The organism is Bacillus sp. FJAT-27251 (assembly GCF_001273925.1).
Taxonomy (GTDB): Bacteria; Bacillota; Bacilli; order Bacillales; family Cytobacillaceae; genus Mesobacillus_B.
Map to the genome: position 1 here is coordinate 3,943,560 of NZ_LIGG01000001.1, position 24,434 is coordinate 3,967,993.

The 24,434-nt window shown below is 43.3% G+C and carries 24 protein-coding genes; 6 read left to right on the forward strand and 18 right to left on the reverse strand.

Annotation, left to right across the window (positions count from 1 at the left end; genetic code table 11):
- Positions 1 to 249 precede the first annotated feature (249 nt).
- From ADU22_RS18485 to ADU22_RS18495, 3 genes are all read left to right on the forward strand, one after another.
- Positions 250 to 912 carry an MEDS domain-containing protein gene (locus ADU22_RS18485; protein ID WP_231687913.1) on the forward strand — a complete coding sequence of 221 codons (663 nt, stop codon included), beginning with the start codon at positions 250 to 252 and terminating at the stop codon, positions 910 to 912.
- 188 nt (positions 913 to 1,100) lie between these two features.
- A complete protein-coding gene (locus ADU22_RS18490) occupies positions 1,101 to 1,436 on the forward strand; it encodes a L,D-transpeptidase (RefSeq protein WP_053363481.1) in 336 nt (111 codons plus the stop codon).
- 147 nt (positions 1,437 to 1,583) lie between these two features.
- On the forward strand, positions 1,584 to 2,213 hold the full coding sequence (locus tag ADU22_RS18495) for a LysE family translocator (protein ID WP_053363482.1): 630 nt from the start codon (positions 1,584 to 1,586) through the stop codon (positions 2,211 to 2,213).
- A gap of 50 nt (positions 2,214 to 2,263) precedes the next feature.
- On the opposite strand, the gene ADU22_RS18500 is transcribed toward ADU22_RS18495, so the two are convergent.
- From ADU22_RS18500 to ADU22_RS18515, 4 genes are all read right to left on the reverse strand, one after another.
- Positions 2,264 to 3,262 (reverse strand): HAAS signaling domain-containing protein, encoded by a 999-nt coding sequence (locus ADU22_RS18500; RefSeq protein ID WP_053363483.1) that lies wholly within the window; start codon positions 3,260 to 3,262, stop codon positions 2,264 to 2,266.
- Positions 3,249 to 3,596, reverse strand: a complete 348-nt coding sequence (locus tag ADU22_RS18505; RefSeq protein ID WP_053363484.1) for a PadR family transcriptional regulator — start codon at positions 3,594 to 3,596, stop codon at positions 3,249 to 3,251. The genes ADU22_RS18500 and ADU22_RS18505 overlap by 14 nt, the downstream gene beginning before the upstream one ends.
- Before the next feature lie 241 nt (positions 3,597 to 3,837).
- A complete protein-coding gene (locus tag ADU22_RS18510; protein ID WP_053363485.1) occupies positions 3,838 to 4,236 on the reverse strand; it encodes a VOC family protein in 399 nt (132 codons plus the stop codon).
- Positions 4,237 to 4,368: 132 nt separating this feature from the next.
- The gene (locus ADU22_RS18515; RefSeq protein WP_053363486.1) at positions 4,369 to 4,818 is read right to left on the reverse strand and encodes an SgcJ/EcaC family oxidoreductase; all 450 of its coding nucleotides are present in this window, start codon (positions 4,816 to 4,818) and stop codon (positions 4,369 to 4,371) included.
- Positions 4,819 to 4,975: 157 nt separating this feature from the next.
- On the opposite strand from ADU22_RS18515, the gene ADU22_RS18520 reads away from it, so the two are divergent.
- Positions 4,976 to 5,488 carry a DUF3189 family protein gene (locus ADU22_RS18520; protein ID WP_053363487.1) on the forward strand — a complete coding sequence of 171 codons (513 nt, stop codon included), beginning with the start codon at positions 4,976 to 4,978 and terminating at the stop codon, positions 5,486 to 5,488.
- Positions 5,489 to 6,230: 742 nt separating this feature from the next.
- Here the strand turns inward: ADU22_RS18520 and ADU22_RS18525 are convergent.
- Entirely contained in the window at positions 6,231 to 6,848 is a 618-nt protein-coding gene (locus tag ADU22_RS18525; RefSeq protein WP_053363488.1) for a LysE/ArgO family amino acid transporter, read from the reverse strand.
- Positions 6,849 to 7,084: 236 nt separating this feature from the next.
- On the opposite strand from ADU22_RS18525, the gene ADU22_RS18530 reads away from it, so the two are divergent.
- Entirely contained in the window at positions 7,085 to 8,239 is a 1,155-nt protein-coding gene (locus ADU22_RS18530) for an MGDG synthase family glycosyltransferase (RefSeq protein WP_053363489.1), read from the forward strand.
- A gap of 787 nt (positions 8,240 to 9,026) precedes the next feature.
- Here ADU22_RS18530 and ADU22_RS18540 read toward each other — a convergent pair.
- The 12 genes from ADU22_RS18540 to ADU22_RS18595 form a co-directional block, all read right to left on the reverse strand.
- Entirely contained in the window at positions 9,027 to 10,514 is a 1,488-nt protein-coding gene (locus ADU22_RS18540) for an APC family permease (protein ID WP_053363491.1), read from the reverse strand.
- A 158-nt stretch (positions 10,515 to 10,672) separates the two neighbouring features.
- On the reverse strand, positions 10,673 to 12,337 hold the full coding sequence (locus ADU22_RS18545; protein WP_053363492.1) for an amidohydrolase: 1,665 nt from the start codon (positions 12,335 to 12,337) through the stop codon (positions 10,673 to 10,675).
- Between the two features lie 14 nt (positions 12,338 to 12,351).
- The gene (locus ADU22_RS18550; protein WP_053363493.1) at positions 12,352 to 13,812 is read right to left on the reverse strand and encodes a sodium:solute symporter family protein; all 1,461 of its coding nucleotides are present in this window, start codon (positions 13,810 to 13,812) and stop codon (positions 12,352 to 12,354) included.
- A gap of 150 nt (positions 13,813 to 13,962) precedes the next feature.
- Positions 13,963 to 15,732: a sulfoacetaldehyde acetyltransferase gene (xsc, locus tag ADU22_RS18555; protein WP_053363494.1), complete on the reverse strand. Its 1,770-nt coding sequence runs from the start codon at positions 15,730 to 15,732 to the stop codon at positions 13,963 to 13,965.
- A 74-nt stretch (positions 15,733 to 15,806) separates the two neighbouring features.
- On the reverse strand, positions 15,807 to 17,168 hold the full coding sequence (locus tag ADU22_RS18560) for an aspartate aminotransferase family protein (RefSeq protein WP_053363495.1): 1,362 nt from the start codon (positions 17,166 to 17,168) through the stop codon (positions 15,807 to 15,809).
- A gap of 69 nt (positions 17,169 to 17,237) precedes the next feature.
- Positions 17,238 to 18,368, reverse strand: a complete 1,131-nt coding sequence (ald, locus tag ADU22_RS18565; protein ID WP_053363496.1) for an alanine dehydrogenase — start codon at positions 18,366 to 18,368, stop codon at positions 17,238 to 17,240.
- A 210-nt stretch (positions 18,369 to 18,578) separates the two neighbouring features.
- Positions 18,579 to 19,301 carry a GntR family transcriptional regulator gene (locus ADU22_RS18570; RefSeq protein ID WP_053363497.1) on the reverse strand — a complete coding sequence of 241 codons (723 nt, stop codon included), beginning with the start codon at positions 19,299 to 19,301 and terminating at the stop codon, positions 18,579 to 18,581.
- Positions 19,302 to 19,642: 341 nt separating this feature from the next.
- A complete protein-coding gene (locus ADU22_RS18575; protein ID WP_053363498.1) occupies positions 19,643 to 20,503 on the reverse strand; it encodes a fumarylacetoacetate hydrolase family protein in 861 nt (286 codons plus the stop codon).
- Between the two features lie 192 nt (positions 20,504 to 20,695).
- Positions 20,696 to 21,115 carry an OsmC family protein gene (locus ADU22_RS18580; protein ID WP_053363499.1) on the reverse strand — a complete coding sequence of 140 codons (420 nt, stop codon included), beginning with the start codon at positions 21,113 to 21,115 and terminating at the stop codon, positions 20,696 to 20,698.
- A 54-nt stretch (positions 21,116 to 21,169) separates the two neighbouring features.
- Positions 21,170 to 21,907, reverse strand: coding sequence for an amino acid ABC transporter ATP-binding protein (locus tag ADU22_RS18585; RefSeq protein WP_053363500.1), 738 nt, complete (start codon positions 21,905 to 21,907; stop codon positions 21,170 to 21,172).
- 14 nt (positions 21,908 to 21,921) lie between these two features.
- Positions 21,922 to 22,566 carry an amino acid ABC transporter permease gene (locus ADU22_RS18590; RefSeq protein WP_053363501.1) on the reverse strand — a complete coding sequence of 215 codons (645 nt, stop codon included), beginning with the start codon at positions 22,564 to 22,566 and terminating at the stop codon, positions 21,922 to 21,924.
- A 25-nt stretch (positions 22,567 to 22,591) separates the two neighbouring features.
- The gene (locus tag ADU22_RS18595; protein ID WP_053363502.1) at positions 22,592 to 23,428 is read right to left on the reverse strand and encodes a transporter substrate-binding domain-containing protein; all 837 of its coding nucleotides are present in this window, start codon (positions 23,426 to 23,428) and stop codon (positions 22,592 to 22,594) included.
- 307 nt (positions 23,429 to 23,735) lie between these two features.
- Between ADU22_RS18595 and ADU22_RS18600 the strand changes: the two genes are divergently transcribed.
- Positions 23,736 to 24,047: a hypothetical protein gene (locus ADU22_RS18600; protein WP_053363503.1), complete on the forward strand. Its 312-nt coding sequence runs from the start codon at positions 23,736 to 23,738 to the stop codon at positions 24,045 to 24,047.
- A 139-nt stretch (positions 24,048 to 24,186) separates the two neighbouring features.
- Here the strand turns inward: ADU22_RS18600 and ADU22_RS18605 are convergent, their stop codons facing one another.
- Positions 24,187 to 24,369 (reverse strand): Fur-regulated basic protein FbpA, encoded by a 183-nt coding sequence (locus tag ADU22_RS18605; RefSeq protein ID WP_053363504.1) that lies wholly within the window; start codon positions 24,367 to 24,369, stop codon positions 24,187 to 24,189.
- Positions 24,370 to 24,434 lie beyond the last annotated feature (65 nt).

Here is a 24,434-nt window from a genome sequence, read left to right on the forward strand (position 1 = left end):
ATATCCCCCTTTTTTAAAAACATAATATTATGATCATATTGAATATTAATTTTACACGTGAATTTTCACGAAATCCAGTGATGCATCCACCATATTAACCTTTTTTCTAAATTTTCATACAATTAATTCGAATCAGTGGTATGCTTTAATATATATGTAGCTGAAAGGTATTTAAGAGGACCTTGTTGCTATACTTCTCCCAAATAACGGAGGGAAGTTTTTTTTACTGGTTTAAGATGAAGAAAGTCGTTGAAAGTAGAATGGGGTGCTGTATTGGAGAAAACGCATTTTAAAACGGTCAAGCACCTTAAAAACCTTACCGAGGGACATATATTATATATTTTCGAAAACCTAGAAAAGTATATTAAAAATGTAGTGGACTTTGTTATGTGCGGCTTGGAACAGAATCAATATTCACTAATAATTGAAAATGATCGAATAAATCTAATGCTGAAAAAACATCTTGCACCTATGCTGAGCAAAGACCAACTAAATAAAGTGATGATCATCAATAATTATGATTTTTATTATGTTAAGGGAGATTTTCAATGTAATTCCATCTTCGAATATCTCCCCAAATTAATTGAAGGCTATTCAGAGGAAGGATTTTCTGTCCTAAGCTGGGCTCACGTAGAATGGGGAGATGAGGCTGAAGTGCATAAAAAATTATCAAACTCTGAAAAAGAAGCTTGTATCATTGTAAATGACAAAAAACTTCTCTCTGTTTGTGCCTACGATTCGGACAGGGTCAATGAAGCACTTAAAGGAAGCCTTATCAATCATCACAATTTTCTTTTGAATGACCAAGAAAAATCGATGTCCGAAGCTAACCAAAAAAGAATCCAGCAGCTGCTGGATAGAAGAGCTATCAGGGAAGAATATTATAAAACACTCGCTAAGAAGTGGCATTGAAGGAGGAAGCCTACTGGTTTCTTCCTTTATTTTTTTGTAATTAATACGATTCCATTTCACCAATGCTACATTTTAATTTTAAGTATTGACTTTATATTTCTTGTTCAATAACTTACATGTATTTACCGCCAATTAACAAATGACTGCATTACTTCATATAATGTTCGAAAATTAAGGAGTTGGTTTTCATGGTAAATTGGATTGATGTTTCTACATCAAAACACCAATTAAAACTTTTTAATGGAAACAGACTGATAAAAACCTACCCCATTGCGGTTGGAAAAATATTATCACCAACACCCTATGGAACCTATACGATTGTTAATAAACAACCAAATCCCGGCGGACCATTTGGAGTGCTTTGGATGGGATTATCAAAGCCCCATTATGGTATACACGGAACAAACAACCCAGCTTCAATTGGCAAGGATGTCTCACATGGGTGTATTAGAATGTTTAATCAACATGTTCTGGATTTATCGGCTAAAGTTAAAATTGGTACCAGGGTTGTCATTCATAGATGACTTTGATCAGTAAGGTTGATGTTGGTGCTGACTACCCCCGCAGCATCCCTTTAACCAACAAATTTGTATATTCATCCAAACCCGAATTATTTATAATACATTATAAGAATTGCAAACTTAAAACTTATTACATAAGGGGGTAATAAAATGGAAAATTTTTATCTGTTTGTCATTATGTGCATCCTTCTCATTATTTTACCCGGTCCTGATACGGCCATCGCGACAAAAAATACGATCAGCTTAGGGAGAGCCGGAGGACTTAAAACAGCTCTGGGTACTTGCTGTGCTCTTCTTATACATACTTCTGCTGCTGTACTCGGACTTTCAGCCATCATTGTGAAATCATCGTTTTTGTTTTCCGTCTTCAAATACGTCGGTGCCGTTTACCTCATTTATTTGGGGGCTAAGACTTTATGGGCGATGAAGAAAGGTCAAGCAGCAAGCGTTGAATTGACCGCAAAAAGCCAGTTCGCAAATACCTCTTGTTTTAAACAAGGGTTTCTTACCAATATCCTAAACCCGAAAGTGGCTGTTTTTTTCTTAACCTTTTTGCCCCAGTTCGTGGATTCCGGCAGCAATAATTTTGTACCGTTTCTTATAATGGGGTTCACTTATACGGTATTGACGGCGGTATGGTTTTTCCTTTATGTCTACCTGATTGACCAGATTAGTGCTTTTATGAAAAAGCCTCGAACACAAAATATGATTGAAGGAATCACAGGCACGATCCTCATCGGTTTTGGAATTAAATTGGCTCTAGAGAAGGCTCATCATTAGATTGCGAAAAGACCCTTGATTTTCCAAGGGTCTTATTTTTTATGAGAAAATTAACGAATTCTAGCCTTGCGGAACCCATCGAATATATTGAAGACCGCAGATAAAATAAATATAATGATCACGCCGCCAATGAACCAGATTTCAAATTGCCTGGTTGTTATTGTAAATAATTCACTCATGTACGATATAAATTCCTGGTTCATTAAGTTGGGATTGGTTAGTATAACAATGAATGCAATGGTTGCGAATAGCTCATGAGCCGTATTAAAGACAGCCATTCTATTTGTCCACTGCCCTTTGAATAATTTGTAAAGAGCCAAGCCAATTTCGAGTGCGATGATCATGATCACGATTGGCCAATACCGAAGTAAAACTTCCTGATTTAATGCTGGGATGACGAATTCAAGCCCATCTCCGCTGTTTCTATAAATGCCCATAAGATGATCCGCATAAAAATAAAGGCTCGCCCAAATCGCCGTCCACATTAAGCTTCCAAATACCTCGCACTTTAAGATTGCTTTTTTCTTAGGAATATAAGCGATGTTTTTCAAATCATCAGGTGTCCATTTTTTAAGGCTGGATGATAAGGGCACCTGATCTTTTCCTTTATCCGTTCGTTCGATTACTGCGAATGTGAGGGTTAACCAGAAAAAGACTTGAATTCCCACTTCGATGATCATCGCTATTCCTTTCCCTAAAATGGTGAGAACAATATTTACAATCGCATCTTCCCCACTGTAACCAATAAAGTATTCCGCAACCATGGAAATCAGCGCGACCACAGCCGCAATTGGCAAAATCATTTTCAATAGCGAAACATATACATCAAAGTATCGTGGGCCTATAAGATGCATAGGCTGATCCCGGTACCTGCTCGCTAATGCTGCCGGATTGCCTAATTTTTCAAGGACCGTCTTAACATCTTTCTCGCTATAATCATCAGGCAATGTATCCTCAATGGTTGAACGCAGCTCGAGAGCAATATCTGCACGGCTTTTCTCAGGCAGTCTGCGAGTGACTTCATGAATATACACTTCAATCAAGTTCATCTTCCCCATCCCCTTTTAATAAACCATAAAGTATCTTCGAATTACTGATCCATTCCTCTTTTAGCTGCAAAAAGATCTCCAGGCCATATTCACTTAAAACATAATACTTCCGGGGCCTGCTTTCCGATGTATMCCAACTGCTCGTTACCAGCTCTTGCTTTTCTAAACGCCGAAGCAATGGATATAAGGTGCTTTGATCGATAGTAATTCCTGATGACTCCAATAATTGAACAAGGGAATATCCATACTGCGGTGTTCGCAATTGACTTAAAACGGCTAATGTCAACGTCCCTCTCCTTAGCTCTGTCGTTAACGAATTTAGTAAAGTACTCATTCACCCACCTCAATTTTATATACTATATGACATACACTATATGGTTTATACTATGTATCATACACTATTGTGGATACAACAACAATTAAATTTACATGCCCTTTTTGAGTGTTTTTCAAAAGAAAAACCCAATTTCCCATTGTTACTGCGGGAAATTGGGCTTTGGGAATGATGTATGGCATCATTCTCTGGTGCACTTTTTGAGATTAACTGATTACCTTGTGGTTTAAAAACTAATAATTTACAACGGAAGATTCAATTGCCAAGAGACTCCGAAGCGATCATTGATCCAGCCAAACTTTTTGCTGAACCCATAATTGCCAATTGGCATAAGCGCCTGGCCGCCTTCGAGCAATTTCTCATAAAGGTTGTCCAGCTCCTCTTCTGAATCACAAGTAAGAAAGATGGAGAAGGAAGGGGTAAACGAAAACTGATGCTTCACATTGCTGTCAATGCACATAAATTCCTGCCCTTTTAAGGAGAAGGTGGCCTGCATCACCGTTCCCTCGTCCCCAGGTCCATTCGCTCCATACCGGGTGATGCTCATAATTTCCGAATCCTCTATTAGTGAAGTATAAAAATTCATGGCTTCTTCCGCATTTCCCTCCTGGAACATTAAAAAAGGTGTAACTTTTTCCACAAACCATCGACTCCTTCGTTCATAATGTAAAAAGACTTTCAATTAATAATGACACAGATCGGACAATAATCAAACTCGACAGCCGCCTTAAAAATTTGGCCTAACAAAATAGCGGCACTTCTGTCACCCTTCCTATGTTAACAAATCCCTTAACTCTTGTGTCATCCGTTCCACTAATTCCGGCCTGCCGTGAAACTGGGCAGGTGTATTTTGGAATAGTTGGATGCACCAATTTCCATCCTTTTTTACTAAAATAAGAGTGTGATGCGTATTTACGTTAGGATTAATGTCGGATGACTGGGGCGGAACCATCCCGGCAATGGCTCTGATCATAACAATGTCCGAACTTAAAAAGTGCACATTTTTTACTTTGCTGACAAATCGGGCCGTTTGATGGTGCTCAAAGATGGGATCCAGGTGCGAAAATATTTGTTCTCTGCCTATTGACTCGCTTCCATCAAAACCAATGCTTTCACCGTTTTCTGCAAATAAATCTGCCATTCCGCGTGCGTTTTGATGATTCCACGCCTCTATTAGCTCCTTATAAACTGCCTGGACTTCTTTTGAATGTTGATCCTCCATTTTACTCACTACTCCTTTGCTGCCTTATTATTTGTATTATCCTTCTACTCATAACCGTTTGCTTACACAAAAAGCTTAATCCTTGTATTAATTCCTTTTTAATATTGTTGGTTATGGTAACAATAATGATAACCTTTAGATAAAAGAGGATGATTCTGTGATTTACATATATGATGATTACGCTGGAACACATAGTACTTCACTAGCTGCAGCCTATCATTTAAAGCAATTGCCGACGGACCGGAAATTGACTAAAGAAGAAATATTGAATGTTAACTACTTTAACAAATTAACCAAAGCAGACTTCGGGAAGATTTTCTTTCATGGAATTGATGATGAAGGAAATCCGGTCTATACCATAGGAAGAAAAAGAGAAAAACTGGTTATTCCGGCTTTGGAAGATCTTTGTTTAATCCTTCTAGACAAAAACAACAACCAGGAAAGGATCATTTTCTCCAATACTTCGCCAACTGTTCCTTTTGCGATGACAATGGGGGGCTTTTTCTCAAGGGGACTAGGATTGGATTTCATTGGTGTGCCATTACTTGTAATCGGTGCAAAACAGTGTTGTAACGATGTTATGAAGGTAGTGGAGTATACCAAAAAGGTTGGAAGAACAACAACTGAAAAGGTGGTTGTATTGGACAATAAAAATTTGAACAGTATGTAGGGTGGGCATTTCTCTTTTAATAAATTCACCGTCACACTTTTATTCATCTTCACCAATATACTAACCTCTCCCCCTTCAACCTTTAGAGTAGCTACTGAGTGCTTATCGGCCTCAATTGTTTTAATGTGATAAGTTCCGAAGAAGATGATTCCCACACGAATTTAAAACTAAGTGACTGTTGAAACCGGATGAAAATTGGATTCGGACAACTTTCCTACTAAAACCGGGGTTCGAGTCCGAATCACCCCCTCTTTCGGACAACTCTACAACGAAAACCTGGGTTCGAGTCCGAATCAACCCTGCATTCGGACAGCTCTCCTACGAAAACCAGGAGCCGAGTCCGAATCAACCATTCATTCGGACAACTCTACAACGAAAACCTGAGGTCGAGTCCGAATCAACCCAGCTTTCGGACAACTCTACAACGAAAACCTGAGGTCGAGTCCGAATCAACCCAGCTTTCGGACAACTCTCCTACGAAAACCAGGAGCCGAGTCCGAATCAACCATTCATTCGGACTACTTTCCTACGAAAACCTGAGTTCGAGTCCGAATGAACCCTGCATTCGGACAGCTCTCCAACGAAAACCTGAGTTCGAGTCCGAATGAACCCCTCATTCGGACAACTTTCCCATAAATACACCTGGTCATGTCCGAATGACCCCCGCATTCGGACAACTTTCCAACCCAAACCAGAAGCCCAGTCCGAATCACCTCCACCTTCGAACAGCCACCACCCCAGACTATTGCTGAATCAGCGAGATTCCTAGATAAACGGCTGCTGCCCACATGACGATAGCGGATATTTTATTCAATATCAACATAAACCTACCAGATTTATCGAGCTTCCCGCTTATTCTTCCCATGATGGCCAGCCCCAAAAAGCAAATCCACGAAACAAGGATACATGCAGCGGTAAAAATCGCCTTTTCCTCCCCCTCGTATTTTAATGAGCTTGGTCCGATGACCCCGACCGTGTCCATTATGGCATGCGGGTTGAGCAGCGAAACAGATGCAGCGAAGAGTACTTGTTTCTTCAGCGAAAACGTCCGCGAAGCTTCATCTTTTCCACTGCCTGTCTCGCTGTTCCAGGTCGTCCAGCCCATGTAAATCAAAAAGATAATACCTGCCCCTAAAAGAATGGTTTTCAGCCAGAATGACCCTAAGACCAGGAGCGAAACACCCAAAACCGACACCAATATAAGAAGGGTGTCACACAAAGATGCGGTAATCACAACCGGCAGTGCCTTAACTAGACGCGGCTGAAGCGCCCCTTGATTAAAAACAAATACATTTTGAACACCAATTGGCAGAATGAGTCCCAGTGCCAGGATAAATCCATGAATAAATGGCTCTAACATTCGAAAATCTCCCTTTTTTATCAATAGTGTTATTTTAGTAGATATTTCAACTCCTGTCTCCCACCAATTGTCCTCCTTTTAGTGTCAGGATGGCTTCTTAAGTAAAAATCGTTAACGAATTGTTCGCTCCAGGAAAACCATGTAAAGTTCGCATTAAGATTCTGTTGAAACGATAAAAAACCCGTGAGCTTCTGATATTATGCAGTCATATAAGGCATTGACGAGAGGCTGATAAAATGACGAAAAAGATTCTTATCATTTCTTCAGAATACACTGGACATGGGCATAAGAGCATAACTGAGGCCTTATCTGAAAAAATTGGGGAATACCGCCATGCCGAGATCCATGTGGTGGATGGATTTTCGCTGGGTGGCAGGGCTTTGGAGAAGATCGGAAAAGCTTATGGCCCGATTACGAGAAGAGCTGAATCATTATGGAATGTGATATGGAATTTGTCCGCTATGGCCCCTTCCATTGTGGACCATCTGGTCGAAGCCTTGATTGAAGAAAAGTTCCTGGCGCTTGTAAAGGAGCTGAAGCCGGATATTATTTTGTCCGTCCACCCCAATTTTGTAGGGTCTGTACTAAACATCATGGAGAAGAAGAGGATTAAAATTCCTTTTGTCGTCCATATTGCCGACCTGGTCAATATTTACCCGCTATGGGTGGATAAAAGAGCCGATTTTATCATTAGCCCAACCATGGAAGCTAAACAATTGTGCATCGGAAAATATGGGATATCTCCCGGCCGAATTGGTGTTTTCGGCTTGCCTGTCCGTTCCAGGTTTTATCCAGCAACCAGCAGTAAAAAAACGGGTCCTCATCCAACGGCACCCTTGAGCTGCCTGGTCATGGGCGGCGGCGAAGGGGCAGGAAACATGAAGAAAATCGCCAAAAATCTCCTCGATCATTTTGACTGCAATGTCCGCATTGTTGCAGGACGAAACGAGAAACTGAAATCGAATCTGGAGCTATCCTTAAAGAAGCGATACGGAGACAGGGTTCATATTTATGGCTTTACCGAGAGGATCCATCAATTGATGCTCCATTCCGATCTTATTTTTACCAGGGCGAGCCCCAATGTCATGTACGAAGCGGTTGCCTCAAACACCCCGCTTGTCATCACGGGGGCGCTGCCTGGCCAGGAAGCCGATAATCCGAAGTTTGCGGAAAATAATCAATTGGGGATTGTATGCAGAAATCCGAATGACATACGAGATTCATTATCAGATTTGCTCATCAATGACAGCGAGAAACTCAGGCAAATCATTCAATCCCAGCGAACCTTCTCAAATCAGCATGCCGCAGACGACATATTGAAGTTCATTTTGAATCTGGAAGTCACCCACTACGAAACAGAGGCAGAATTTCGTCTATTAATAGAGAAGTAAGGTAAACGGACTGTGTGTGGCCCTTTTAACACAGTCCTAATTTTTCCGCTTCTTTCTTTAATTGAGACCAGGTGTACCATCCAATAAAAAAGCCCATAAGGGAAAATGGGATTAACGTTAAAATTGCAGAAAACAGCAATGGATCTTGAGTATATTCAAATTCGGTCTGCAGCACCCAGGAGATATACCCCACTGGTATGCCATAACCTAATACCCCGTGAATAAGGGCATACACTAAAACTCCCTTTTCACGGTCCTTTTCACACCATTTCCTTAAATGGGTTTCCCTGGTTTTTTGAAAGTCCCTATAACAAACATAGCCGAAATACCCCAATATTAATGCCGCTATAATTCGAAGGATGAAAGGCGCGGTCCCTTGATTCAAGGTCAATGCCATATGAACACAATAAACAGCAGCGAGTTCAAGGATTACGGCTGGGATTATGGCCCCGTACTTCATGTATATCCCCCTATTTATAATTGTTTTAGATTCTTTATATCATGGTTTCATCCAGAAATATACATTTTTCTATGTTGAAAATTTGAATATGAGTTGGCTTCTAAAATAAAAAAACCGCTGGCGGTGTACCACCAAACGGTCGGGAAATATAAGATACTTCGATTATAGCAATTGATGCACGAGAAACCGTACAACTGCTTTACTTACCCTCAATCTCTACTGGTTCCGTGCTCTATATGTTTCAGGTGATTAACCCGCTAAAAAGCCTGTCAACATTCACGTGTTGATAAGCTTTTTAACTTACAATCTTAGTAGAGGGTGTTCTGGTTACAGATCCACTTTCACCGGAAGCTGTTCAGCATATTTGGTAGAAGGCGGTTCGGGAATGGCTTTTCCCAGGATATAATAATCAAGCGTGCCTTTCGGAATTTGGTTGAATTCGGCTCTTTTTAGCAGGTAAAAGGCAAATCCGAGAGCAGTCCATACAGCTAGGGCAATCATGGATGGGGTTCCTAAAGCGGAGGGAGAGCCGGGATAGAGCAGCAACCCTAAGAATCCTATTCCGCTAAGTGCTCCCATAAGGGCCACTAGTTTCTTTCCTGGCCCTGCGGTGATTCCATCTAGCTGTCCTGATTCACTCCAGCTGAATTTCTTATAAGCGGTCATGCAAGTGTAGAAGTAGGCAATCGTGACTCCTGTTGCAGACATATCTACAATCCATAATAATACTGGACGCCCGAACCATGGTGCAAGCATACAAAGGGCACAGCTGAAAGAGATACCAAAATAGGGTGTCCTGTATTTAGGATGAAGCTTCGAAAATACTTGTGGCAAAACCTTTGCCCTTCCCATGGCGAACATTAGCCGGCTAGAAGATACATAGAAGCCGTTTAAGCCAGTAAATATCCCCATACAGAGAGAGACTGCCAGCAGCATCACCCCGATTGCCCCAAGGGTATCCGAAATTACATCACCTGTTCCCCATACCGGTTGCCCTTGCACCAGATTCTGCCAAGGCATGGCGACTGCTGTTGCAATTACCATAAAGGAATACAAGGCGAAGGCAAAAATTAGCGAGTAGATAATCAGCTTAAAAGCTTGCTTGGGAGGAAAGTTGAATTCTTCGGCCGCTTGCGGGATATTGTCGAATCCGACATAGGCCCATGGAGCAATCGCGATGATGGCGATTATCCCTGTCAATGCAGGAATTTCAGGTTTGAAAAATGGCCGCATATTAGCGAGGTCGGTTGCAGGGCTGAGCAGCATGCTGATGGTAAGCAGGCAAACTCCCGCAACCAGGATAATACAGAATAGGTACTGAAGTCTTCCCGAGATCGAAGCTCCCCTTATATTTAAATACCCGAAAAGGAGAAGTGCAGCTGTCGCAATCACAACCTCCCCCAAATACACTTCCCATCCCCCAATCTCGTATAAAAAAACGACATTCGTAATTGAAGGCAGCAGGAATTTCCCCAGTAGTGCCAGCGCGGAGGCATTCAGTGCCACGATGCAAATATATCCCAGGGTCAGAAACCATCCGCATACAAAAGCATGGTTTCTGCCAAAACCGATATAGGCATAGGCAAACTCTCCTCCTGAAACAGGATATTTCTCAATTAACACTCCATAGCTAACAGCGATTACCATCATAAGCAAACCACCAATGCCTAAACCGATAATGGCCCCCAAAGGCCCCGCCTTCCCCATCCATGAAGTCGGCAAAATAAATGCTCCCCACCCAATAGCTGATCCTAAGGCGATTGCCCAAATCCATTGCGGCTTAAACGTTTTTTCCAGCTGCACCCTCTCTTCCATGCTATCCCTCCAGGTTAACGGTTTGTTTTTTAGGATAGAACAATACCTGCCTGCATTGCGAATTAACAATTACAGATTGGGGACAAGTGTAAATCCGGATAGGGTTTGTCCGTTTTGCCCCTAATTCCTTCCTTTCATTACACCTTGTTTTCTTACTTTCAGGAGTTTGTATAGGTCTTTTGCTCTGCTTGCCAAACTACTTCTCCCGAGATAATTGTCTTTAGCACCCCGATATCTTTGATTTCCATTTTCGGACAAGTGAGCGGGTCTTTATCAAGGACCACGAAATCTGCTCGCTTTCCAATTTCTATTGTACCTGTAACTTCTTCTTCAAAGTTTAACCTCGCACCGTAGGATGTCATCGATTTTAAAGCTTCCAGCACATCGATTTTTTGATTTTCTCCCAGCACTTTTCCCTCACTTGTCACTCTATTCACGGCCGCCCAGATCGAGAAAAGTGGGGATATTGGTGTTATAGGACAGTCAGAATGGAGTGTGAATAGCAAGTTACGCTCAACTGCAGCTGACAATGGATTTATCCTGGAGGCCCGCTCTGGCCCCAAAAATATTCTTCGGTGGCGTTCTCCCCAGAAATACACATGGTTTATAAAAAACGAGGCTGCCACTCCAAGCCTTTGCATCCGGTCCAAATCCTCGTTTAGGGCTGTTTGCACATGTTCAATTCGATGCCGATGGTCTGCCTTCGGACTTTTGGACAAAACTGCTTCAAAGGCGTCAAGGATGGAGTCTATCGCCCGGTCCCCGTTGCCATGAATGGCGATTCTAAACCCCCTTTTATGAAGGTCAAGCATTTCCTCGGTAAACGCCTGTTGTTCATGAAGAAGTTCCCCTTTTATTGTTCCATCACAGAAATACGGTTCCCTTAAAGCGCCAGTCAGTCCTTGAATGGATCCATCCTGGAACAGTTTGGCACTGTCCAGTGAGATTTTATTCTGGGTGCGCCTTTTTAATTCCTTATCTAACTGGTCTGAAGTATATCCTGAAAATGGGCCGTCTTTCCTTAATAAATGGTGGAGAATCATCAATCTCATATTCATGGGATTTTTGCCGGAATTAATTGCCGCGATATGTGCATTTAATTCCTCTTCACCCCTGTCAAGCCCTACTCCAGCGTCCGTGCAGGTCGTTATCCCCTGAGATACATACTCCTTAGCAGCATTTTCTATGTTCGATATTTGTTCATCATTAGTCGGGGATGGCAAAAAGGGGAAGATATACTCTAAAGCAGGAATTTCATGGATGACTCCATCCAACTGGCCGTTTTCATCTCTGGTAAAATAGCCTCCATGCGGGTTAACGATATCTTCTCCAATTCCCGCCATCTCCAGCGCTTTGGAGTTGGCCGTGCCAAAATGTCCCGAGATGTGGCGGATAAAGACAGGGTGATCGGGTGCCGCCATGTCTAAATCCTTCCTTGTCGGATGCCTTTTCTCCAAGAGGAGTGTATCATCATATCCCCAGCCCAGAATCCATTCTCCCGATGATTTTATAGCCGCCTCCTCACTGATTCGGGCCTTAATGTTTTCAATACTTTTATTGAATGGTGAACGGCAATCCACGTAATTTAACATTTGGCCATACATGAGCAAATGGCTGTGGGTATCAATAAAACCCGGAAGCAGGACCCCTCCCTCCAGATCCAATACTTCCACACCAGCACATTCCTTAGAATCAGCAGGGTCAGGTTCTGATGTATTCCAGATCCGTTCAATGATTCCATCCCGGATCAGCAAGGATTCTGCTCTGGTATTCTGCTTATCAAGAGTAATAATATTAGCATTTTTAATGATTAGTGAATTCAATTGGACCCCTCCTATCAAACAACTTTGTCTTCAACAGTGTCAATCGGTTCCATGTTTCTTTGAGCAGAAGGAAGATCCTCCCAATATACGGCCCTGATATTTTCAGAAGGCGAATGCTTGGTCCAAAGGCTGACAAGTACCAGAATAGTGAGTGAAACGATAAACCCCGGGATGGTTTGATCCACACCCGTTTGAAGCAGAGGCCAAAAAACGGTTGTTGTACAGGCGAGTATCATACTGGAAACCACACCGGCATTGGTCGTTCTTTTCCAGAACATAATCGCCAGAAAAGGAAAAACAAGTGTTGTAGCCGATAGTCTTAAAGCCCATTGGTACATACTGACAATATCTGTTAACACAAACGCAACCATCAAGGCTAATACCGATATGATTACCACGCTTAAACGCGAGACGAACATCATCTGTTTTTCAGTTGCCCGGGGGTTAATCAGACGGTGATACAAATCCTGTGTGATATTCGAACTGCCTTGAAGAATAAAGGAATCTGCGCCTGTCATAAGTGCCGATAGGAGCCCGATAAGGATGATTCCCCCTAAATATGGCGGGAGCATTTCCACCGTTACATATGAAAAGATTAAGTCAGGATGAATATCGGCAGGGACGAACTGGCGGGCCATTATTCCGATACTGTATGGAAGGACTGATATGCATAAGGTGATCATATACCCTGTTAATCCAGCTTTAATAGCGATGTCTTCCGTTCTTGATGCAAAAATCCGCTGCCATGTGGACTGCCATACCAGATAAAAAGGAGCGACTGATATGGCAAAAAGCAGGACATCACCCAGCCCATTTGCACCGAGAGGAGTTAAGTAGTCATTAGGTGTATTGTTGATGATATAGTCAAAACCGCCGCCGAACTGCAGGGCCGCGAACGCTAGCATAATGATCCCAATTATGAGGATGACACTTTGGATAGCATCCGTTACGATGGTTGCAACCAGACCGCCCAGTATAGTAAAACCCAAGATTAGGACAAAGGATAATAGGATCCCTGTCTTTACGTCAATTTTGAAGGCAATACTGAAGACCGTGCTCATTCCTACAATTTGTAAGGCCGTGGTTGGGACGGAATAGATGAAGGCTGACAGCACCGAAGGGATAATTCCTGTCCTGGAGCCAAATCTCTCACTAAAGAGATCTGCGAGAGTATACAGCTTTTGCCGTCTCAAAGGCCGGCTAAAGAAAAAAATCAGCAGCATACTGACCATCATGGCCGGCAAAGCAAATTTAAAGAAACCCGAAACCCCCATGGTAAATCCCATACCAATCCAGCCGATAAAAACAGCTGCCCCGCAATTAGTACTGATAATTGTCCCGACGATATTCCAAAAACCCATATTCCATCCAGCTATAAGGTAACTATCGGAGGTCTTGATCTTCGTAAAGTAATAGATTCCAACAGCAAACATGAAGATAAAATAGGCAAGGATATATCCAAAATACCAGCTCATCAACTTCCTCCTTTTAAATTTATAATATTCCGATAATTAAAGGTGCAATTCATTCTTCCAATAGCTCCTAATATTTCATACTATATAGAAAGCGATTTTATAAGAAAAGGAGCTTAATGTTCAATCTATTAAGCTCCTCTAACGTGATTCTTACCAGTTTCTATGATCAAGGTGGGCATACTTTGGCAATAGGCGTGTCGGCATCTTAAGGGCGTCTTTCCGGAAAGGAGGAGCCAACTGGCTTCCATCCACCTGAATGTCAAGGACAGTCGGTTTATTTGACTCAATGGCCCTTTGGATTGCAGGACCAACGTCTTCTGGCCGATTAACGCTGATTCCTTGGGCACCCATCGATCTGGCAACCTCGGCAAAATCGGGATTCTGGATGTCTGCACCAACAAAACGGTTATTATAAAAATCTACTTGGTTTTTCTTTTCTGCACACCAGGCATTATTGTTAAAAACGCAGGCGACAACTGGAATATTTTCTTCAACCGCCGTGCTGACCTCATGCAGGCTCATTCCCCAAGCGCCATCCCCCACAATGGCCACAACCGGGCTGTGTGGATTGGCCAACTTTGCTCCCAGAGCAGAAGGATAGGCAAAGCCTGTATTGCCAAACGTCAGTGCAGCGATGTGCTGCCGGCCAGAGTTGAATTTCAAATAGGCATTGGCAGTAGATGATACATTTCCGATATCCGTAGTAACTATCGTGTTTTCAGGAAGCACCTTAGTCAGCTCCAGAAGCGCGCGTCGCGGATTGATTGGGTTTCCATCCACCATAGCCAGGTCTACAAGTTCTTTTTCCCACTTCTCTTTTTCATCGGCTACCTTGGCCATTCTCTCCTGGTTTAGCCGGCGGTTAGGCACCCTTTCTTTTAAAGCTTTGCCAATTTCGATAGCAGCGGCTTTTGCGTCACCGATGATTCCGATTTCGACCGGATGTGTCCTGGCAATATTTCGTGGGTTAATATCGATTTGAATAATTTTTGCCGACTTCGGGAAGTAATCAATATCATAGCATGGCAATGTTCCAAACACGGACAGCCGGGTGCCAATAGCCAGGACAACGTCGGCATCCTTTAACGTGTTCATTGCTGCTTTCGAGCCCATGTATCCGATTGGGCCCACAGCCAAGGGATCATTGGCAGGGAAAGCATCATTGTGCATGTACGAGACGGCCACAGGAATGGTCAGGTGGTCGGCAATCTTTTTCACCGCCTCAATTCCATCTGAATCCACCACACCCCTGCCGGAAATGATGACCGGATTTTGGGCCGAAGCCAGCAGCTCTGCCGCTGCTCCGATCTGTTCCAAAGATCCGCAGCCCCTGTTGTCAACACGGTATTGATGCGGCTTGAGGATCACATCTTCAATTTCTCCGTAAAAATAATCACGTGGAATATCAAAGAGTACTGGACCTCTTTCTGCATAAGCAATTCGGAAGGCCGTTCTCAGGCAATCGGCCACACGGCTAGGGTGTGTCACTCGAACGGTTTCCTTTGTAATTGCTTTAAACACAGAAACCTGATCGCACTCCTGGAACCCGTCCCAGCCCACGGTAGGAGTGCCTGCTGACGGGGAAATGACTACCATTGGTGTGTGCGCCTGGTTTGCGGCGGCAACCGATGTAACCATATTGGTGATTCCCGGTCCGTTTTGGCCGATGACAACACCAGCAACCCCGCTGACCCGGGTGTAGGCATCTTCCATATGGGCCGCACTTTGTTCATGCCTGACCCCGATAAACCGGATGCCTGCAGTCGGCAGAAGGTCCAATAAATCCATGAACGCGGAGCCCAGTATCCCGGATATATGGGTAACGCCTTCCTGGACAAGTGTTTCCACGATTGCCTCACTCGGGGTCATTTTCACCTTTTTTGTCTCGATATTTGCTAGTTCTTTTTCCAGTTTTGCCATTTACAGCACTTCCCTTCCCGTTTTATAAACTAGTGGATTTTGAAAGTATTTCGCACAAACAAGAAACTGGTCCTCTAAATCTCGTTTATGGCATTTTTAACAGTCTGAACGATAAAGCTGAGGTCTTCCTCCGTTGACGAAAGCGGAGGGGCAATGATGAGCACATTGTTATAGCCCGGAACGGTATCTCCATTTCTGCCAATGATTAGACCTTTCTCCTTACAAAAGCCGATTACTTTGGCCATTAACTCGTCCGAGGCTGGCTGTTTGGAATCCTTATCCTCGACCATCTCGATTCCATACAGAAAACCGACATTGCGGACTTCGCCAACATTCTTATGTGTGCTCAAATCCTTTAACTTTCCTAAGATACTTTCTCCGAGCGTCGCCACTCTGCTGACAATGTTTTCTCTTTCGATTATTTCTATGTTCTTCAATGCGACAGCACAGCTTGCTGGATGGCCTCCATAGGTGGAGACATGGCGAAAGTGATTGTCTTTGCCTTCCTGCTTGAATTTTTCATAAATATGTGTGCTTACAGCCGTCGCGCCCAAAGGCAGATAACCGCTCGTCAATCCCTTTGCCATGGTGACAATATCGGGCTGAACACCCTCAGAATGCATGAACCCAAACATTTTCCCGGTACGCCCGAAGCCTGATACTACTTCGTCGACAATAAGCAAAACATCATGCTTTTTACAAATTTCCGCAACGCGCTGCATGTATTCCGGAGAAGGAATGATAACGCCGCCTCCTGAAATAAATGGTTCCATAATTACTGCGGCAACGGTGTCGGCTCCCTCCCATTGAATCACCTGGTCAATCATGTCAGCTGCAACTTTGTCACAGTCCTTGACCTCTTCTCCAAATGGGCAGCGATAACTATAGGGAGGCGGTACATGGAGGAATCCTGGCATCCCGGGATCATATTTCACCCTTCTATTTGCCTGGGCTGTTGCGCTTAATGCCCCGAGGGTGGAACCATGATAGGCACGGTATCTTGAAATAAATTTATATTTGCCAGGCTGTCCATTTTGATTATGATACTGCCGGGTAATTTTGAATGCGGTTTCATTTGCTTCCGAGCCACTGTTTGAGAAAAAAGTTTTATACGACCCACCCAGCAATTCGCTGATTTTAGCAGATAATTGGATGGCTGGGGTATGGCTCAAAGTAAGGGGGGAATAGGAGAGCTGCATCATTTGTCTGGCGGCTGCCTCCACAATTTCTTTCCGCCCGTGTCCCAAATTAAGGCACCAAAGACCAGATACACCATCCAAATAGCGATTGCCATCCAAATCTGTGAACCATGAGCCTTCCCCCGATTGGGCAATCATCGGATTGCTGCCTTCAGTATGGCGGTTCATGGCATGCCAAAGGTGTTGTTGGTCCAGTTGTGCAAGCAATTGATTCTCGTTTACTTTCAACGCACACATGTTTGCTCCTCCCTTTTCTTAAAGAGTATTGGGAATATTGGGAATATTCATCCTAAAAATTGTCTTTCTTTACATAAGTTCTACACTTTTAAACAAATCACAGACCGGAGTATAAGAATAATGATGTGCTTCTGCAACACCCTTATGAGTGACTTTTCCCCTCATGGTGTTGACCCCTTTTTCAATGGGAGGATGGTGTAAAACCGATGCTTCAATTCCATTATTTGCAATGAGTAAAGCATATGGTGCTGTGGTGTTTGCAAGAGCATAAGTAGAGGTTCTCGCCACTGCTCCGGGGATATTCGGAACAGCATAATGTAATACACCATGTTTTACGTAAGTAGGGGCATCGTGTGAGGTAATATGATCGATTGTTTCTATGGACCCGCCCTGGTCGATGGCCACATCAATAATGACAGAGTTTTTCTCCATTTGTTTGACCATGCCTTCCGTAACCAATTGAGGGGCTTTGGCACCGGGAATTAACACGGCACCGATTACTAAGTCAGCCCTTTTAGTTTCTTCAGCGATATTAAAGTGGTTGGACATAACGGTTTTCACTCTTCCAGAAAAGAGATCGTCCAGTTGACGCAGCCTATCCGGACTTATATCAATGATGCTTACTTCTGCTCCAAGGCCAATTGCCATCTTTGCCGCATTTGTGCCTACCACGCCGCCACCAACGATGACCACCTTGCCAGGTCTCACTCCAGGAACGCCTCCCAGGAGGATACCCTTTCCGCCATGGATTTTTTCGAGGAATTGCGCGCCAAGCTGGACAGACATCCTTCCTGCTACTTCACTCATGGGTGTTAACAATGGCAGGGATTTGTTTTCAAGCTGGATGGTTTCATATGCGACAGCTGTCACTTCTTTTTCTATCAAGGCTTGCGCAAGTTCCGGCTCTGCAGCTAGATGCAGGTAGGTGAAGAGGATTAATCCTTTGCGAAAATACTGATATTCCTGCAGCTGCGGTTCCTTGACTTTCATCACCATCTCCGCACTCCAGGCTTCTTTTGCAGTGGCCACAATTTGTGCCCCGGCTGCTTGATATTGTTCATTTGGTATACCGCTGTCAACGCCTGCATCCGATTCAATGAGGACCTTATGCCCTGCTGCGATAAACGCTGAAACGCTTGCAGGAACAACAGCAACACGATGTTCATTATTTTTAATTTCCTTTGGTACTCCAATAATCATTCCTTCACATCCTCCCACACATTTTTTACAACCCTCCGGCGAACTCATCTCCCTTCCTTGTCTGGTTTCATTCAAATTTAGACATCAGGACGTCAGTACCAGTTATGGCATAATTTAATTAAAACATAAGTAAATATAGTTATCAATATTTTCTCAAAATTTAAATTATTAAAACTACTAATAATATTTATTTATATTTTTAATAATTCATTAGAAATTTTTTCTTGAAAGCCGAATCTTAAAGGAGTACATATCGGATCGAAAAAAACCTGAATAGTATTCTATTAAGCTACCATGACTATCGGAAAGTAGCCTCTCTATATGAAGGGCATTGGATTTTCCATGGAGCTGTAATAATTCGGCGTCTTCCTCAGTGAAGTTAGTGCTCGTAATAATCTGTTCCGCTTCTGCAAGCTTAAGTCCCATTTTTTGTTCAAGTAAATCGTACAAAGTCCCTTTATCAATATCATGCTTGGCAAGTTCTTTGCCAAGTTCAACTGGATAATACTGAAGTTCGACAGCAAACGGCCATTTGTCAGCATAACGTATCCGCTTAATAAAATAAGCCTCATGTAATCCGCTCGCATCGACAATTTCCCGGGCAGGCTTCACAATTCCATGGGAGACAAGCTTTGCATCCGGCTTCATCCCCATCAGGCTGATAATTTCGGTCGTACTGCTTAGGTGGCCAAGCCAATCCTGTATGGGTTTTGTGGAGATGAATGTCCCTTTACCATGAACTTTTTCAAGAACCCCAGCATGAACAAGATGAGAAACGGCTTCCCTCACCGTGCTTCGGCTCACCTTAAAGGTACTCATTAGCTCTCTCTCACTGGGGATTTTCTCCTTAAAGGAACCGCTGTTAATCATTTCCTCAATCTTGTTTTTCAGCTGAATATGCAATGGTACTGGATTCCTAGGATCTAATTCCATCTTCTTCTTCCCCCTTTATAATTGGCTCTGCCATTTTTTGTTATAATAATAGTCTAATTATATCTTTTCCCAAAATGAATAACCACTCATATTTAGAAAATTGATGGTTTATAAACAGAAAGCAAACAATGGTCCTAACCTTTGGGTTACGATGAAGCTTCCTCCTCAGGGCTCTAAATCGAGTGAAACGAGGATGTGTAACTATGTCTTGTTTATTGGTTGTTAGCAGCATCACATCGTCTACGACAAATAAGCCAGTGACATGTAAGGTCCACTGACTTATTTGGATGTCCACATCCCAGCTTCTGCTCGTGCGGTTTTTTTGACATCTTCTTGAAATTTTATTTCAGTTTGTTTACCAAGCGCCCAAGACCCTCAATTTCACAGACTACTTCATCTCCTGGCTTGAGCCATACTTTTTCCTTCATTCCGAGAATTACGCCCTCTGGAGTCCCGGTATAAATCACATCCCCGGGTTCCAGCGTCATAATTTGTGATAAATCACTTACTAGCTCCGCCACGGAGAAAATCATGTCTTCCGTATTGGAATCCTGGCGAAGTTCCCCATTTACCCAGGTTTTTAAATTCAAGTTTTCCGGATTGGGCACTTCATCCGCTGTTACAATGTATGGCCCGAACGGTGCAAATTGATCAATCGCTTTTCCGTACATCCATTGATTGCTTCGGAATTGAAGATCGCGAGCAGATAGATCATTTCCTGTTGCATAGCCAAATACATAATCTAAAGCATCATCCACTTTCACATTTTTTGCCGGTTTGCCAATGACAGCCACTAGTTCCACTTCGTAGTCCACTTCTTTTACTAAACTCGGTATAGCCACTTGTTCACGGTGTCCTGACAAACTGTTGGCATATTTGGCAAAATAAATAGGATTCTCCGGTATAGCCAAGCCCGATTCAATGGCATGCTTGCGGTAATTGGCGCCGACACAAATGACTTTGCCTGCATTGGGAATCGCCGCTGCAAACTCCACTTCTTCTTCCCTGGTAACCTCTTGGGAAGACTTTTGAATTTTCTCCAACACCTCCAAAGCATCGGCTCCCCCTTTGATAACATCGATTACTGTTTCAGGGGCGGAAATCCCTGAGTTCTCAGAAGCGGCTTTAACATCAATTACTCCCTCTTCCTTTCCAATCCCTAATCTTAATTCATCATCTCGATAGAAAGATACAAGCTTCATCCGTCACACTCCCCAGCTAGATAGTAAAGTTTCCCTCTCCTGTCTATTATACTACGAAAATTCTGATATTTTATAGACAAAAAAGCCCGCGAGTTCAGTCGCAGGCTTTTTTTGTCAAATCAATTTTATAAAAAACATCGTAAAATAGTAATCAAATCTCTTTAAAATGAAGTGGGAGAACCGCCCCCCGCTTCATCTCTGCTGTTCTTCGCCGTTCAATATTAAACTGAAACTGACTGTGGCTTTTAGCGAGTCGGATACGGCGCAGTATTTTTCCTTGCCGAGGTCGATGGCCCGCCAGATTTTTTTGCTGTCGATGTCACCATCGATTTTAAAGGTGATGTGAATGGAGGTGAATCCCTTTGGCAATTCTTCCTTCCTGGTGCCGTCGGTTTCGATTTCCAGCTTTTCAATAGAATCCAGGTGCGGCCTGAGAATCATCGTCACATCGATGCCGATGCATCCGGCCACAGAGGCCAGGAGCATTTCCGTAGGAGTGACCCCGTTCCCTTCCCCGCCGTATGCTTCCGTTGCATCCATCTTGATTTCATAGCCGGAATCCCCTACCGCTGTAAAGGCGCGCTGCCCTTGCCATTTTGTATGTACTTTCATAAATAGATTCAGCTCCTTTTCAGTCTTATCCTGAAGCTCATGATTGTACTCTGATTACATCTTCTTTAAAAATTTCCTCGCGCGTTCTGCTTGTGGATTGGTGAAGAATGGTTCCGGTGCACTTTCCTCGACGATGACTCCGTCCGCCATGAAGACAATCCGGTCGGCGACTTCACGGGCAAATTGCATTTCATGGGTCACAATCACCATGGTCATTCCCTCTTTTGCCAGCTCCTTGATAACGCTTAGCACTTCATCGACCAATTCCGGATCAAGTGCTGATGTCGGTTCGTCAAAGAGCATCACATCCGGTTCCATCGCGAGCGCCCGGGCAATCGCCACCCTCTGCTGCTGTCCCCCGGACAATCTGGACGGATACACATTCCTCTTTTCAATCATGCCCACTCTGGAAAGGAGGGCCTCACCCTTATCTACCGCCTTTTCCTCCGGCCATTTTTTTACGACGAGCAAGGCCTCGATGACGTTTTGCAATACGGTTTTATGAGGGTATAAATTGAATTGCTGAAACACCATCCCGGTATGCAAGCGGATTTCACGTATCTTTTTTGTATATTCTTTCTTGCTTAGAGCGCTGTCGACCTTGATTCCTGAAACTTCCAGACTGCCTCCTGTCATCTCTTCCAGTCCGTTCAGGCAGCGCAGCAAGGTACTTTTTCCCGAACCGCTGGGACCGAGAATCGCAACGACTTCGCCGCTGTTCACATGAAGGTCGATCTCTTTCAGCACATCCAGCTGATTAAAGCTTTTTGATAACTTATTTGTTTTAATCATGGCAAATCCCCAACTTATACATAAATTGATAAACGTTTCTCAAGTCTTTCCAGCAGGTAAGAAAAGCCGGTGCTCATAATCCAGTACATGATGGCAATGGCCAAATAAAATGGCATGTACACATAATACTGGGCGATCAATAACTGTGCGGAACGCAGCAGCTCGGTCACGGTGATAACGGAAACGAGCGATGTTTCCTTCAGCATTCCGATAAACGTATTTCCGGCCGGCGGGATTGCGACCCGAATTGCCTGTGGCAGGATGATTCGTTTCATCGTCTGATAGGGAGTCATTCCCGAGGCATAGGCCGCTTCCATCTGTCCTTTCGGTATCGACAGCAGCGCTCCCCTCAGCGTTTCCGATAAATACGCGCCGATGCTGATGCTCAAGGCAATATAGGCGGCCGTCAACGGTCCGAGCTTGATGCCATATTCCGCAAGGCCGTAATACACAATGACAATTTGCACCAAGGTCGGCGTTCCCCTGATGATGGAAACATAGGAACGCGCCAGCCACCGGATGGGGCGGTTCCCTTTCAGCCTGGCAATCGCGACAAAAACAGCGATGATGCTGCCAAAAAACATCGATACAATGGTAATGAGGAGTGTATAATACGCTCCTTGCAATAAAAATGGCAGGTTGTCCAGTACGAGGTCCATTTATGTTAAAAGTCCTTTCCTGTCCTTATACATCCTGAGGCTCTTCGTCGAACCATTTAACAAAGATTTCACGATAGGTTCCGTCTTTTTTCATGTCGGAAAGGGCTTTGTTGATTTCATTAATCAACTCTTCATTTCCCTTTCTGGTAGCAACGGCCGCTTTGTCGGATTTAACCGGTTCCCCGACAGCTTTAATATTAAAACCATTCTTCTCCACCACTGGCTTAATCGCGTACATATTGTTGATGGTCGCGTCGATTCGGCCGGCATCAAGGTCTTTCAGGGAAGTGATGACATCATCATAGGTCATGATCTTAAATTCCCCTACTTCAGGAAGGAGTTTCGTACGAAGATAGGTTTCATCGTTAGTTCCAAGGCCAACCCCTATGTTCTTGCCTGGGAAGTCCTCAACCGATTTTATGCTGTTGTTGTCTTCATGGACAATCACTTTTACGCTGTTCGTTATGTATGGGTCGGAAAAATCCATTTGTTCTTTACGCTCGTCCGTGATGGTCATCTGGGAGATCACCACATCGAATTTTTCCGCTTGCAAGCCGGCAATCATTCCGGAAAACTCCTGGGCGACAAATTCCGCTTTCACGCCGAGGCGTTTCGCTATTTCCTTGGCGATATCCACATCAAAGCCGTCCATTTCCTTGTTCTCGTTAAGGAAGTTGTATGGCTGATAGGTACCCATCACACCGACACGCATCACTCCGCGGTCCTTGATTTCCTGCAGCAAGCCTGTCTGTTCCACGGCATTCTCGGTGTTTTCGTGATCATTGCTGGTGCCGCATGCACTTAAAATCAAGGTGAATGTTATGAATAGAAATAGTGTTAAAAATGAAGTGCGCTTTTTCATTTTTTTCTCTCCTTCAATAGTTGAATTGTTTTTTCACAAAAATACTAACCCTCAGCAAGGGGCATCAGTGATAAGCCTAGCAAAGTGACGTTATTGTCTATTGTTCGCCTCTGTCCTGCTTTAAATTCCCAGCAAGCCAAAAAAACCAAAGCGGTCGAGAAGGATTTGCACCTCTTTCATAAATGATGCATCAGATCCGTCCCTGTGTTTGTTTAGTAACTAAATTGTAAAAAGAATGATACGGGAATAGCGTTGAACCTGTGCACCTCTATCTATACAATGAATACTTATGAAGGAGTGAAAGTAAATGCAAACCATAACAGTGGATAAGTTGCGTTTTAAAAAACAATTATCGGAAATTGAAAAAATCTCGCTAAAAAACTTCCTGTTCACCTGGAAAGGCAGTTCAGCCAAAGGATCCGAGGATTTTAACCACCTTGAGTACACAGAAGATGTTTTTGCGAAAATGGAAAATACCCAAAGCAACCCTGATTTGCTGGTTTTCGGCGGTGACTTATTCCGATACATAACTATTACGGAAGATAATCAAATTGTAGTAGGGGCATTGAATGCTGATAAAGAGCTGCAATTCAGAATCATTTCACATGACGAAATTTAAAAAAACACAAAAAGAGACATGCACAATGTCTCTTTTTGTGTTTTTTCATTTAAATTACTGTCGTCTTGCAATTCATCCATTTATTTTATTGCGGTCTCACCCTCAGTGATACACGAGAACATTCCCTATGCTTCTTTATTTAAACCCATTGGATGGAACTAAACTCACCATGGGGATGGTTAAGCAATTTATATCTTTTATATTCATATTCCAGCCTTGATAGTGTCATTTCATAAAGCTGTTTATCTTCTTTGCTATACACGTTCAATAAAATGAGTTTATTGATAAGCTTTTGCCGTCTATTTTCGATGGAATTCCTCATCAGGACCACTCCTTGAATTTTTTCAGTTACTTGACTATTGAGTTTTTATAGGTTGTTTTTATTAT

Bases quoted from the DNA above. Each gene is read 5' to 3' on its own strand.
- ADU22_RS18585 (WP_053363500.1), bottom strand. From the start codon at position 21,907: ATGATTAAAACAAATAAGTTATCAAAAAGCTTTAATCAGCTGGATGTG.
- ADU22_RS18495 (WP_053363482.1), top strand. From the start codon at position 1,584: ATGGAAAATTTTTATCTGTTTGTCATTATGTGCATCCTTCTCATTATT.
- ADU22_RS18605 (WP_053363504.1), bottom strand. From the start codon at position 24,369: ATGAGGAATTCCATCGAAAATAGACGGCAAAAGCTTATCAATAAACTC.
- ADU22_RS18490 (WP_053363481.1), top strand. From the start codon at position 1,101: ATGGTAAATTGGATTGATGTTTCTACATCAAAACACCAATTAAAACTT.
- xsc (WP_053363494.1), bottom strand. From the start codon at position 15,732: ATGGCAAAACTGGAAAAAGAACTAGCAAATATCGAGACAAAAAAGGTG.
- ald (WP_053363496.1), bottom strand. From the start codon at position 18,368: ATGATTATTGGAGTACCAAAGGAAATTAAAAATAATGAACATCGTGTT.
- ADU22_RS18570 (WP_053363497.1), bottom strand. From the start codon at position 19,301: ATGGAATTAGATCCTAGGAATCCAGTACCATTGCATATTCAGCTGAAA.
- ADU22_RS18530 (WP_053363489.1), top strand. From the start codon at position 7,085: ATGACGAAAAAGATTCTTATCATTTCTTCAGAATACACTGGACATGGG.
- ADU22_RS18500 (WP_053363483.1), bottom strand. From the start codon at position 3,262: ATGAACTTGATTGAAGTGTATATTCATGAAGTCACTCGCAGACTGCCT.
- ADU22_RS18550 (WP_053363493.1), bottom strand. From the start codon at position 13,812: ATGAGCTGGTATTTTGGATATATCCTTGCCTATTTTATCTTCATGTTT.
- ADU22_RS18595 (WP_053363502.1), bottom strand. From the start codon at position 23,428: ATGAAAAAGCGCACTTCATTTTTAACACTATTTCTATTCATAACATTC.
- ADU22_RS18515 (WP_053363486.1), bottom strand. From the start codon at position 4,818: ATGGAGGATCAACATTCAAAAGAAGTCCAGGCAGTTTATAAGGAGCTA.
- ADU22_RS18575 (WP_053363498.1), bottom strand. From the start codon at position 20,503: ATGAAGCTTGTATCTTTCTATCGAGATGATGAATTAAGATTAGGGATT.
- ADU22_RS18540 (WP_053363491.1), bottom strand. From the start codon at position 10,514: ATGGAAGAGAGGGTGCAGCTGGAAAAAACGTTTAAGCCGCAATGGATT.
- ADU22_RS18600 (WP_053363503.1), top strand. From the start codon at position 23,736: ATGCAAACCATAACAGTGGATAAGTTGCGTTTTAAAAAACAATTATCG.
- ADU22_RS18590 (WP_053363501.1), bottom strand. From the start codon at position 22,566: ATGGACCTCGTACTGGACAACCTGCCATTTTTATTGCAAGGAGCGTAT.
- ADU22_RS18525 (WP_053363488.1), bottom strand. From the start codon at position 6,848: ATGTTAGAGCCATTTATTCATGGATTTATCCTGGCACTGGGACTCATT.
- ADU22_RS18580 (WP_053363499.1), bottom strand. From the start codon at position 21,115: ATGAAAGTACATACAAAATGGCAAGGGCAGCGCGCCTTTACAGCGGTA.
- ADU22_RS18560 (WP_053363495.1), bottom strand. From the start codon at position 17,168: ATGTGTGCGTTGAAAGTAAACGAGAATCAATTGCTTGCACAACTGGAC.